Source organism: uncultured Intestinibacter sp. (assembly GCF_902468165.1).
Taxonomy (GTDB): Bacteria; Bacillota; Clostridia; order Peptostreptococcales; family Peptostreptococcaceae; genus Intestinibacter.
This window is the reverse complement of sequence record NZ_CABQXJ010000091.1, coordinates 1-11,629: the sequence shown is the minus strand read 5'-3', so window position 1 is coordinate 11,629 and position 11,629 is coordinate 1. Positions and strand designations below refer to the sequence as shown.

At 25.8% G+C, this 11,629-nt stretch carries 13 protein-coding genes; 8 read left to right on the top strand and 5 right to left on the bottom strand.

What is annotated here, in order from left to right; all coding sequences use genetic code 11:
- Positions 1-235 (top strand): hypothetical protein (locus RDX53_RS12790; protein ID WP_307994289.1); only part of this gene is annotated, 235 nt, incomplete at its 5' end.
- Between the two features lie 30 nt (positions 236-265).
- The gene (locus RDX53_RS12785; RefSeq protein WP_307994288.1) at positions 266-1,450 is read left to right on the top strand and encodes a hypothetical protein; all 1,185 of its coding nucleotides are present in this window, start codon (positions 266-268) and stop codon (positions 1,448-1,450) included.
- Positions 1,451-1,583: 133 nt separating this feature from the next.
- Here the strand turns inward: RDX53_RS12785 and RDX53_RS12780 are convergent, their stop codons facing one another.
- Entirely contained in the window at positions 1,584-2,117 is a 534-nt protein-coding gene (locus RDX53_RS12780) for a DUF1836 domain-containing protein (protein ID WP_307994287.1), read from the bottom strand.
- A gap of 269 nt (positions 2,118-2,386) precedes the next feature.
- Between RDX53_RS12780 and RDX53_RS12775 the strand changes: the two genes are divergently transcribed.
- Complete coding sequence (locus RDX53_RS12775) at positions 2,387-3,082, top strand: SGNH/GDSL hydrolase family protein (RefSeq protein ID WP_195931122.1); 696 nt, start codon at positions 2,387-2,389, stop codon at positions 3,080-3,082.
- Positions 3,083-3,231: 149 nt separating this feature from the next.
- Positions 3,232-5,052: a mannonate oxidoreductase gene (locus tag RDX53_RS12770; RefSeq protein ID WP_295677643.1), complete on the top strand. Its 1,821-nt coding sequence runs from the start codon at positions 3,232-3,234 to the stop codon at positions 5,050-5,052.
- Positions 5,053-5,157: 105 nt separating this feature from the next.
- On the opposite strand, the gene RDX53_RS12765 is transcribed toward RDX53_RS12770, so the two are convergent.
- Both RDX53_RS12765 and RDX53_RS12760 read right to left on the bottom strand, forming a co-directional pair.
- Positions 5,158-5,367, bottom strand: coding sequence for a helix-turn-helix transcriptional regulator (locus tag RDX53_RS12765; RefSeq protein WP_195931120.1), 210 nt, complete (start codon positions 5,365-5,367; stop codon positions 5,158-5,160).
- 26 nt (positions 5,368-5,393) lie between these two features.
- Complete coding sequence (locus RDX53_RS12760) at positions 5,394-5,873, bottom strand: DUF2975 domain-containing protein (protein ID WP_307994285.1); 480 nt, start codon at positions 5,871-5,873, stop codon at positions 5,394-5,396.
- 242 nt (positions 5,874-6,115) lie between these two features.
- Between RDX53_RS12760 and RDX53_RS12755 the strand changes: the two genes are divergently transcribed.
- Positions 6,116-6,694: a xanthine phosphoribosyltransferase gene (locus RDX53_RS12755; protein WP_295574487.1), complete on the top strand. Its 579-nt coding sequence runs from the start codon at positions 6,116-6,118 to the stop codon at positions 6,692-6,694.
- Positions 6,695-6,788: 94 nt separating this feature from the next.
- Positions 6,789-7,292: an NUDIX domain-containing protein gene (locus RDX53_RS12750; protein WP_307994284.1), complete on the top strand. Its 504-nt coding sequence runs from the start codon at positions 6,789-6,791 to the stop codon at positions 7,290-7,292.
- Between the two features lie 55 nt (positions 7,293-7,347).
- Here RDX53_RS12750 and RDX53_RS12745 read toward each other — a convergent pair whose 3' ends face one another.
- Complete coding sequence (locus RDX53_RS12745) at positions 7,348-8,775, bottom strand: MFS transporter (RefSeq protein ID WP_307994282.1); 1,428 nt, start codon at positions 8,773-8,775, stop codon at positions 7,348-7,350.
- Between the two features lie 129 nt (positions 8,776-8,904).
- Between RDX53_RS12745 and cas6 the strand changes: the two genes are divergently transcribed.
- Together cas6 and RDX53_RS12735 are read left to right on the top strand one after the other, a co-directional pair.
- Positions 8,905-9,633, top strand: a complete 729-nt coding sequence (gene cas6, locus RDX53_RS12740) for a CRISPR-associated endoribonuclease Cas6 (protein ID WP_307994281.1) — start codon at positions 8,905-8,907, stop codon at positions 9,631-9,633.
- A 192-nt stretch (positions 9,634-9,825) separates the two neighbouring features.
- Positions 9,826-10,746, top strand: coding sequence for a sigma-70 family RNA polymerase sigma factor (locus RDX53_RS12735; protein WP_307994280.1), 921 nt, complete (start codon positions 9,826-9,828; stop codon positions 10,744-10,746).
- Between the two features lie 116 nt (positions 10,747-10,862).
- On the opposite strand, the gene RDX53_RS12730 is transcribed toward RDX53_RS12735, so the two are convergent.
- The gene (locus RDX53_RS12730; RefSeq protein ID WP_195931114.1) at positions 10,863-11,489 is read right to left on the bottom strand and encodes a TrkA C-terminal domain-containing protein; all 627 of its coding nucleotides are present in this window, start codon (positions 11,487-11,489) and stop codon (positions 10,863-10,865) included.
- Positions 11,490-11,629: the final 140 nt, after the last annotated feature.

The following is an 11,629-nucleotide window of genomic DNA, read 5'->3' as shown; positions in this document are numbered from 1 at the left end:
ACAGCCATTTGAAAGAATCTTTAATAATGAATCTATAAAATACGATGTGTTTGAAAATAACTTTTACACTTACAAATTTAGGTATGCCGACAATACCCAACTTAGACTTTTATACCATTTTGTAAGAGATAAAGATAAAATTATCATCGAACTCCATCAATATGCAGTTAAAAGAAGAAATAATAAAAACTATATAGAAGTTTTTGAAAAATACGCTAAAAACTATAAAAAATAAAAGAGATAAATTTATAAAGGGGATAATATTATGAAATATAAACAATCTAGTATATTTTCAAATAATGAAAAAATAGACTGTAGAAATCTATGTCTTTATTTTAATTTTAAGGATGAAAAAACAGAAGATATAATAAAATTAATAAATTTAATAGATATAAATTTAATTCAAAAATTTGAAGATGACTTTGTATTTGATATACAGTTTAATGAAGAAGATATAACATGTAAAGCACTTCACAAAAAAATTAAAACAGTAGGAGAGGTCTTAAGCAAAAATATAAGCTTGATTTACGATGCTATATTAAAAACAGATAAAATTTCTACTAGATCGGAGTATAGAGAATTTGTAACAAGTAAAGTATTTATGCAAAATTGGGATTTAGAAGAATTAGAACTAAAATATGACTTAAATAATATAGACAGTATAAGAAATTACATAGAAAGCAACATAAATAATGAAGATATAAATTATATGTCAATGCCTACACCTCAAGATATAGGTCTTAATTTTAATTGTGAATATGTAAAACAAACAGACGAAAATTCAGATTTTGGATACTATGGCTCTCTTAGCTTCAATATAAGCGGACATATTCTCGATTATAAATTTGATGATTTTATAAATTACTTAAATCAATTTATAAAAGAATCTAGCAAAATATTAAAATCACTGTGTGCAAATATATTTATATCTGAAAAAAATCTTAAGCCTGACTACTATAATTTATTTGAAATGGAAAATATAAATGATATAAGTCAGTATGAAAACTCTGATGATTATATAAATAACAAGTTATACGGCTACTTAAACGGGGTAGAAGGTATCAATTTTATACCAAAAGCTTTATTTTCAAAAATAGATAAAAATTTATTAAAAGACGATATTTTTGAAATTAAAGAAGAGGCAAATGGAGTTTTCATAAATATAAATAAAGACTTAGATAAGGTAAATATATATGATAAGTATAAAGTTAGGGATATATTAAATTCAATTTTGATAAAGGGATATTCTGAACACGACTTAGTTCATTTTATGCAGTTTTTAGGTAGAGTACCTGTATATATGGATGAAATTATTTTAGTAGAATCATTAGAGGAAAAAATAAGACAAGATATTTACAATAAATACTTTGTTATAACTAAAAATCAAGAAATAGAAGATTTAAAATTAGATTCTGAAAAATTTAGATTACATAAATTTAACTGCGCTTAAATTTAAAAAATAAAAGCAATTTATATATCGAAAGTAATATAAAACTTAAAGATATATAAATTGCTTTTTTAATTCTAATTAATTATATATTATCTAATTTGTGTATAATGTATAATTTGAAAATATATTATAATTACTCTACTATAGTCATCTCTTCTTCATTAAATTCTATTAATTTTTGGACATAGACTTTATTTGCAAAAGCGCGAGTTACTGCAACTAATATTTTATTATGTATATTGTCATCTATTAATTTAGTTTGTTCATCTTTACTTTCATTTAAGAATGTACTTTTTAAAGAGTACTCTAATTCATTACAAAACATATTGTAAAACTCTTCTACTTCATAGTCTTGATTATTTATTATTTTAGATATTTCAGATATACTAAGGACTTTTTTTAATATAGAAATAATAATTAAATAAGCTACATGAAATTTTTTATATCTCTTTTTAAATGGTTTTTCTATAACATTTTGTTTTACATAATTATTTATCATAGATTTTGTAATTATATTTTCGTCATTTTCAGATGAAAATATAATTAATGAATTTTCTATAATATTTAAAACTTGATCCATATATAAATCTATATCTGGAAGTTCATTGAATCTAGGAAGATGAAATTCTAAAATTTCTTTTATGTAGTGAGAATCTTTAAAATCCAAATTTATCAGCTCCTTTTGTCATATATATTAATAACACTTTCAAATAGCTAAGTATTTATCTTAAAAGTTTATCACGTAGTACAAAAATAATCAATAATAACAAATAATAGATTATATAATATTAAATACTACATCAAATAATATCCATTATAAAAAATACTTGACTTGGTAAAGATAAAGATATAATATAGTATTAAATACTACATAATAAAATATATGATATGAAAATTAAAATTAAAATAAATTTATGAAAGAAAGGTATGATAGATATGAAGAAAATAACTATTTGGGGGGATTCTGTACTTAAAGGAGTAGTATTAGAAGAAGGTAGAGATAGATATTCTTTATTAAAAGATAGTAGTATAGAACTTACTAAAAAAGAATTAGGACTTACAATAAAAAATAATTCTAAATTTGGGCTTACAGTTACAAAAGCTATGAGACTTATGGATAAAAGTTTATCTAAAGGCGATTTACCTAATTATGCATTAGTAGAATTAGGTGGAAATGACTGTGATTATAATTGGAAAGAAATATCTGAAAATCCAGATGGAGAATATCTGCCAAATACACCATTACCTAAATTTATAGAAAGTATCAATACTATTATAGAAAAATTTAGAGCTAATGGAATAGAACCCATACTTACAAATTTACCGCCACTTTCTTCACAAAAATATTTTGATTGGTTTGCCAAAAATGGTTTAAATACAGATAATATAAAGAAGTGGATGGGAAATATAGATAGAATATACAAACACCAAGAAACTTATTCCCTTGCGCTTATGGATATTGCAAATAAGCAAAAATGCGATCTAATAGATATACGTACACCGATAATATTAGAACAAAATGTAGATGATTATATTTGTGAAGATGGTATACATCCAAACGAAAAAGCACATAAGCTAATGGCAAATACATTTATAAATTATATAAATAAAAAGATGGCATATCCATCTTAATTATATAAAATTGTAAAAGAAGAAATAAAAATATCCAACTTAAAATAAATTAAAATTTAATAAATCTTAATAAATAAAAGAGTATAACAGTAGGTAAAATCTGTTATACTCTTTTGTATAGGAAAAATTGTTTATAGGGAGATTTTTAAATGAAAATTGAAATTTTTAAAAATGAAAAAGCAAAGGTCGAGCAGGACTTAAAGTCGATCAAAAGAAAAAGTGATTTGATAAGTTGGATAAGAGTAGCATTATTTATATTAATGGTCGTATTTTTAACTTATGGATATTTTAATAAAAATAATAAATTTTATCTTTTAGTATTAATATCTGCTTTAGTATTTTTAATTCTTGTAAAATACCACAGCAATATAGAAGCTGATGTAAAATACAAACAAAGTAAAATACAAGTATACAATAAATATATAAAAAGGTTAAATGGGACTTGGTACGATTTTAAAGACAAAGGAAGTGAATATCTAGATGAGAATATGCCTTATTTAAAAGATTTAGACATATTTGGAGAAGGATCACTTTATCAATATATTTGTAGTGCAAATACTCTATATGGTAAAAAGTCTTTAGTAAATCATTTAAAACAAACTAAATACAACTTAGAAGACATAATAAAGTATCAAGATGCAGTAAAAGAATTATCATCTATGAAAGAGTTTTCTAATGAAATAGAGACGCTTTCATATTTAATAAAACAAAATAAAAAGAAAAATATAAATAAAGAAATCAAAAAGTTTATCGAAGTATGTGAAGAGAAGACACAAAGTCAATCTAAAATAAAGAAAATTCTTATGATAGTATTGCCGGCAATATTTATAGCATTAGCAGTATTATCTTTAATAGGAATAAATCCTATATATGAAAATTTATTAAAATCAGTACTAGTTATAAACTTGATTTTAGCATTTGCCAATATGGCTAAAAGCACAGCTATACTATCACCAATAGGAGATTTTTATAAAAACATAAAAGTATACGATAATCTTTTTAAAGAAATAGAAAAGACATCTTTTGAAAGTAAATACTTAAATGAATTGAAAGAAACCTTAAATAAAGATGGCGGCAGTATAAATGCAGTAAAATCACTAAAAAAAATAGGCTCATATATAGAGTTAAGACAAAATTTCTTGGGAAATATAATTTTAAATGGGATATTTTTATGGGACTTTAACTGTATAGATATGTTCGATAAATGGAAAAAATCTTACGGAAAGAATATGAGAAGCTATTTAGAAGTAGTAGGTGAATTTGAAGCACTTATAAGTCTAGCATCTATAACATATATAAGAGATGACTATACTTTTGCCAATATAAATGAATGCAAAAATGAAAAGCCTAATATAGATTTTAAAAATTTAAAACATCCTCTTATAAAAATTGAAGATGCAGTAGGAAATAGCATAGACTTAAAAGGTCAGACATGTGTAATAACAGGTTCTAATATGTCAGGTAAGACTACATTTTTAAGAAGCATAGGTATAAACTTAGTTTTAGCATATGCGGGAGGTCCTGTACTCGCATCTAGCTTCGATACATCTATTATGAAAATACTTACATCTATAAGAGTCGAGGACAATGTAAACAAAGGAATTTCTACTTTTTATGCTGAACTTTTAAGAATAAAAGAAATGACAGAGTACAACAAACATAAAAGACCTATGATATGCTTGATAGATGAGATATTTAAAGGTACAAATTCAGCAGATAGAATAATCTGTGCTACTGAATCTATTAAAAAATTATCTCAGCCATGGAGTATAACATTAGTCTCAACTCACGACTTTGAGCTTTGTAATTTAGAAAGTGATAAAAGTATAAATGCTGTAAATTATCATTTTGCTGAGTATTATCAAAACAACGAAATTAAATTTGATTATAATATACAAGAGGGAAGATGTGTTACAACAAATGCAAAAGTTCTTCTTAAGATGGTAGGAATAGTTGATGAGATAAAGTAACTCATAAATTACAGAATAATATCTAAAAACATGATAGATTAAAATATATAAATACAAAATATATATAAACATAAAAATAAAGTGATAGTTAAATCTATCACTTTATTATTTATCATCATTTATGTATTCTAAAATATCGCCAGGCTGGCATTCTAAAACTTCACAAATTTTATCTAGTGTCGTAAAACGAATTGCTTTTGCTTTGCCGTTTTTTAAAATCGAAATATTGGCCATAGTTATACCGACTTTTTCAGAAAGCTCTGTTACGCTCATTTTCTTTTTTGCCAAGACGACATCTAAATTAATTCTTATCATAAGATCACCTCTATATTTTACACAATTTATATTGTAAGATCATTTTCATCTTTTAAATCACAAGCCTTTTGTACAAGATGTGCAAGTACAGCTGTAAATACTGAAATACACATAGATATAAATATCACAAATAATATTATAATTAAAATACTTAAATGTAGCAAATTAAAATATAATAAAATAAGAGCGCCTACAAAATATAAAAAGCATTCACATAGAGCGTATCTTCTAATTCTATTTAAAGAATCTATGTTTTTCTTAGAAAAAGAATTATCTTTATTTATTTCATTTGAAATTTTCCAGCCTTCAAATAACGCTGCATAAAAAGGAATTATTGTAATCCATATAAATATTATAAATGGATAGTATAATGGGAGAAATTGTGGAGTTGATATAGATATATCGCTTGCTAATTTTGGCACAATTACAAATCCACAAATCGCAAGAATTATACAAGTTAATCCTATAAATAATTTTAATGATTTTGCCAATTCATTTTGTTTCATAATAACCTCCAAAATAATTTTTATTTTGTTATAAAATAATAATAACAGAGAAAGAAAAAGTAGTCAATTGTTACTTATCGTTTAACGATAAAAAAATATTGTTTTTTAATATGTAAGGTATTTTGTATAATTGCGAAAAAAGTTGAAAAAACTTGTTTTATGTAGTTTGTTTTGTATACAGAAAAAATATATTGTGATATAATTAGCTAAATAGTTTTAAATAAATAAATGAGGTGACAGACTTGAAAGAATTACAAGAGAAAATACTTAACGAGGGGACTGCTGTAAACGAAACTGTACTGAAAGTTGATGGATTCTTAAATCATCAAGTAGATCCAGTTCTTATGCACAAAATAGGAGAAGATTTTGCAAATTACTTTAAAGATAGAGGAATAACAAAAGTCTTTACTATAGAAAGTTCAGGAATAGCACCGGCTGTTATGGCAGCTATAAAACTAGGTGTGCCAATGGTAATACTAAAGAAACAACAATCTAAAATATTAAACGGAGAAGTTTATCAAACTAAAGTAACATCATTTACAAAGGGGACTAGTTATGAACTTACTTTATCTAAAAAGTACATAGATAAAGATGATAAGATATTATTAATCGACGACTTCTTAGCTAACGGAGAGGCAGCACAAGGTGGAGTTAGATTAATAGAAGAGGCTGGAGCTACTATAGAAGGGATAGGAATAGTTATAGAAAAATCATTCCAACCTGGACGTAAAAAACTTGAAGACAGGGGATTCGATGTATATTCTCTTGCAAGAATATCAAGACTTGCTGAAGGTGTTATTGAATTTGTAGAAGAAATATAAAACAAGAGGGCTGTTCATTTTGAATAGTCCTTTATGATGTTGAAATATATTAATAACGAAAAAGTAAATTTTTATTATATAAGGGAGTGCTACTATGGAATATTGGGATATATATGACAAAGATGGTAATTTTACAGGGAGAAAAAAAGGTAAATACGAAAAATGGGATAAAGATGAATATCATCTAGCTACAGAAGTTTGGGTTATAAATTCTAAAAAACAAATTTTAATTCAACAAAGATCAGAAAAATGTCAGCTACTTCCTGGGATATGGGCTCTTACAACTGGAAGGGTAGTATCTGGTGAGACAACAAGACAAGGCTGTATAAGAGAATTAAAAGAAGAATTAGGCATTGAAGCTAAGGAAGAAGAATGTAATTTAGTAAAGTCATTATTAAAAAATAGACTAGGGATGATTTGGGATATATATTTTTTAAGAAAAGATGTAGAACTTGAAGATGTAACTCTTCAAAAGGAAGAAGTCTCTACAGTTAAGCTAGTAAACACTGATGAATTTAGAGATATGCTAAAAGAAGGAATTATGTGTGAGTACAGCGAAGTATATGAATTGTTAGACATTATAGATGAATTAGACTAATAATTTACTTAGAATTAAAAAAGGAGCTATAAATTAGCTCCAATTTTATATAAATTTAATAGTTATTTATTTTTCTGTCTATATTAGATATTATAAATGAAACAAAAGAGAAAATAAGTAAAACAACAAATACACTCTTCATACCATAGACAAAACTGCCATATACTATATCTTTTACTTTATAACCTGCTAATTTGCTCATTTGATGATAAAGAATTGATGTAGAGATTGATGTACCAGATGCCATACCTAAATTTCTTATAAGAGAGTTTATACTACCTGTTATTCCGAGATCTTTTGCTGGGACTGTACTCATAACAAGTGTTGTATTAGGTGAATTAAACGTACCACTTGCAAATCCAAAAATAAAAAGTGAACTAACTAAAAATAATCTAGATGTATTTTCATTAAATTGAATCATTAAAAACATAGAACATATTATAATAAAAATACCTGTGAGAGTGACTTTTTTTGGCCCAATTTTATCAGATAAGTATCCGCTTAAAGGGGCGATAAAAAACATCACAAGAGGATTTACTAATATAATTGCTGATATTTCTGCTTGCGAATAATTTAATATATCTGTCAGATAAAACGGTATAATTAAATTTATTGAACTAGATATAAAATAAAAAATAAAAGCACAAACTAAATTAAGACAAAGCGACTTAATTTTAAAAAGACTTGTATTTAACATAGGTTCTTCTAATTTATTTTCAAATCTTATAAATAAAAACAACAATATAAATACTACTAAAAATCCTAGACCTACATATAAATTGTTAAATCCAAAATCCTGACTTAATAAAAGCGATGAAAATAATATAAATATACATACAAAAAATATAAAAGCACCAGATTTATCTAGTTTTATATCAGATGTAGAATTTCTTCCTGGTAAGGTTTTATATCCGACTATAAATGCTATTATTCCTATAGGGATATTTATTAAAAATATAAAATGCCAGCTTAAATAAGTTGTGATAAACCCACCAAGTGCAGGACCTAAGATAGAGCCTAATGCAACAGCAGAACCAGACATTCCAAGAGCTCGCCCTCTTTCGTTGGGAGGAAATACAATAGCAGTAAGCCCTTGATTATTTGCCATAACAATTGATGCGCCAACTCCTTGTATAATTCTAGATATTATCAATACTACTATATTAGGTGATATACTGCATAAAAAAGAGCCAAATATAAATACAATTATTCCATATAAAAAAACTCGACCTTTTCCTTTTAAATCACCAAGTTTTCCAAAAATTATAATCGTAGTTGCAATAGTTACTATATATGATGAGACTATTAAACTTGAAAGAGATAAGTTTATGCCGAGATCTTTTTTAATAGATGGCAAAACTACATTTACAATACTTGCATCGAGAGAACCCATAAAAGGGACAACTATCAATACAAATTGAATAATCCATCTATTTTTATATATTGTTTCTTCATCAAAATTAAAGTTTTTCAAGGTATGCACCCCCTTTATATTATACGGGATTAAGAAAATTATAGTACTAAAGGATTTGGAAAGTCAAATACAGCAATAAATAATTTACATATTATGGAATATAGTGTAAAATAATATTATTTATGATGAGGAGAAAATATGATATATAAACTAATAATAGAATTTACTTTAGACAAAAAACAAAAAATAGATTATAATATAGGATCGGTTTTACAAGGAATAATGATGACCTTTTTAGATAGAGATTATGGCGATGAACTTCATAAACAGTCACTAAGACCTTATAGTCAATATTTTGAATCTGAAAGTGGCAAATACTACTGGATAATAAATACACTTACAGAAGAGGCAAAAGAAAAGATAATAGATAAAATTTTAATATCAAATAGAAGAAGTTTAGATTTGATTTATAGAAAAAGTAAACTAAATATAGAAAAATTTGATCTTATAAAAGGAATTATTACAAAGGATTATGAAAGAAAAGACGTAATAGTTAATTTCAAAACTCCCACAAGCTTTAAAAAAACATCTGGAGGATATGAAATATTTCCAAGTGTAAAACATATATTCAATAGTCTTATAAATAAATATGAACAATTTGGAGATGGTTTTAACGAAATCACTAATAATAAAAATTCTTTATTGGAAAATATAATAAAAAATGTAGAGATAACAGGATATGAGTTGAAGACAGAAAAATTTGGGGTTAAAGGAAGTTACATACCAGGATTTATAGGGAAAATAAATTTTAAAATAAAAGGAAATAAAGAGTTTACAAACACAATATTAAAACTCCTACAATTTGGTGAATATAGTGGTGTAGGTTTGAAATCAACTATGGGTATGGGTGCTATAAGTATATTATAATTGCAGAAAATCGACTATTTAGAAGGAATTTTAAATAAAATGTAGAATATTATAAGAATACAAACAAAATTAAAATAAGTCACTTCAAAAATATTTAAATATAGACTGTCAAAGTCATAACTACTTTTATTAAGGGAGTAATATTTTCTAAATTATAAAAATAGGTAAATTATTAATAAGGGGGTAATATACATGATACTAGAGAAAAATCCAACACAGACGGATGTTGAAGATGTATCAGAGGGTTCAAAAGAAATTTATTCAAATCAATCTGCCAACCTAGATGATTCCATGAAAATTTATTTAAAAGAAATTGGGAAGATACCATTATTGACTAAGCAAGAGGAGTTAGAAATAGCTAAAAGAATTTCTGAGGGGGATGAAGAGGCAAAACAAATATTAATAGAGTCAAATCTTAGATTAGTTGTGAGTATAGCGAGAAAATATGCGAGAAAAGAAATGCCTATATTGGATTTAATTCAAGAGGGAACGTTAGGACTTATAAAAGCGGCTGAAAAATTTGATTATACAAAAGGATTTAAATTTAGCACCTATGCTACATGGTGGATTAGACAATCAGTTACAAGAGCAATAGCAGATCAAGGTAGAACTATTCGAGTTCCAGTTCATATGATAGAAAAAATCAATAAAGTATCGAGTGTATCATCATCTCTTTCAAAAAAATTAGGACGAGAACCAAGACCAGAAGAAATATCAAAAGAAATGAATATGCCCCTAAAAAAAGTAATACAAGTTTTGAGAATATCTCAAAAAACGCAGTCAATAGACTCTACAATAGGACAAGAAGATGATACAGAGTTAGAAGAGATAATCGCTGACAAAAAAACACAATCTCCAGAAGAAATCGTCACAACTTCAATGCTTTCAGAACAAATTGAAGAAGTACTAGAGACATTGAGTGATAGAGAAAAAGGAATATTATCGCTTAGATATGGATTAAAAGATGGAGAAAAGAAAACACTAGAAGAAGTAGGAAAGGCTTTTAATGTAACGAGAGAAAGAGCAAGACAAATTGAAAATAGAGCACTTAGAAAATTAGCGCATCCAAGTCGTGCAAATAAGTTAATAGATTATTATTATGATATATGCTAGAAAACACCATAAGTTTTAAACTTGTGGTGATTTTTATGAAAATAAAATATTTATAATATAAGCATATTTTAAAAATAAAAATCGTTACCTAAGCAAAAGACTTAAGTAACGATTTTTTATTTATTATCATATAAAAAAGCTGGGACAGAGTTATAGATATGTTTATCTCCAACTACTAAAAGCAAGTCGCCAGCTAAGAATTCTATATATGGACCAGGAGATATTATAAGTTCTTCGCCTCTTTTTACAGCAACAATTGTTGCACCTGTATTTTGCCAAAACTTAGTTTCGCCTGCTGTTTTACCTATGTATTTACAATCTTCTTCAATAGTAAATTGAACTGGAACTAATGGATTTATAATTTCTAGTCTGTTTGAATAGTCGATTATTTTGTTTAATGTTTCGACAATTTCATTTTCTAATTTAGATTTTTCTCCAAGCAATTTATATAAACTACTTTTGTAAGATGAAATATTAGTGATATCTTGATATTTTTTGATAAATGATAGAGCATTTTTAGAAGATAAGACAATAACGCCTTTTCCTTTAACGCTTTCAACGATTTTAATATCTTCTAGAAGTTTTATTGCACGTCTAATAGTTTCTGGAGAAACATTGTATTTTCCAGCTAAAACAGAACGACCATATAATGTACTTCCTTCAACTATACTACCTGTATAAATTTTATTAGCTAAATCTAATGCAATTTTTTGATAAATAGGCATAGTATAATTATCTTGCATATTATAACCTCCTTTAATAGTGATTTCAAATAACCTTTATTACTATTTTATAACTATTAGATTAATATGCAATACAAAAAAATAAAAAATTTAAATTATTTTTTCGATAAGATAAATTATATTTATTTATACTTTATATT

What these genes read in the sequence shown, in the direction of transcription:
- RDX53_RS12760 (WP_307994285.1), bottom strand. Translation starts at nt 5,873, where the DNA reads ATGAAACAAAATGAATTGGCAAAATCATTAAAATTATTTATAGGATTA.
- cas6 (WP_307994281.1), top strand. Translation starts at nt 8,905, where the DNA reads ATGATATATAAACTAATAATAGAATTTACTTTAGACAAAAAACAAAAA.
- RDX53_RS12750 (WP_307994284.1), top strand. Translation starts at nt 6,789, where the DNA reads ATGGAATATTGGGATATATATGACAAAGATGGTAATTTTACAGGGAGA.
- RDX53_RS12775 (WP_195931122.1), top strand. Translation starts at nt 2,387, where the DNA reads ATGAAGAAAATAACTATTTGGGGGGATTCTGTACTTAAAGGAGTAGTA.
- RDX53_RS12735 (WP_307994280.1), top strand. Translation starts at nt 9,826, where the DNA reads ATGATACTAGAGAAAAATCCAACACAGACGGATGTTGAAGATGTATCA.
- RDX53_RS12730 (WP_195931114.1), bottom strand. Translation starts at nt 11,489, where the DNA reads ATGCAAGATAATTATACTATGCCTATTTATCAAAAAATTGCATTAGAT.
- RDX53_RS12770 (WP_295677643.1), top strand. Translation starts at nt 3,232, where the DNA reads ATGAAAATTGAAATTTTTAAAAATGAAAAAGCAAAGGTCGAGCAGGAC.
- RDX53_RS12785 (WP_307994288.1), top strand. Translation starts at nt 266, where the DNA reads ATGAAATATAAACAATCTAGTATATTTTCAAATAATGAAAAAATAGAC.
- RDX53_RS12765 (WP_195931120.1), bottom strand. Translation starts at nt 5,367, where the DNA reads ATGATAAGAATTAATTTAGATGTCGTCTTGGCAAAAAAGAAAATGAGC.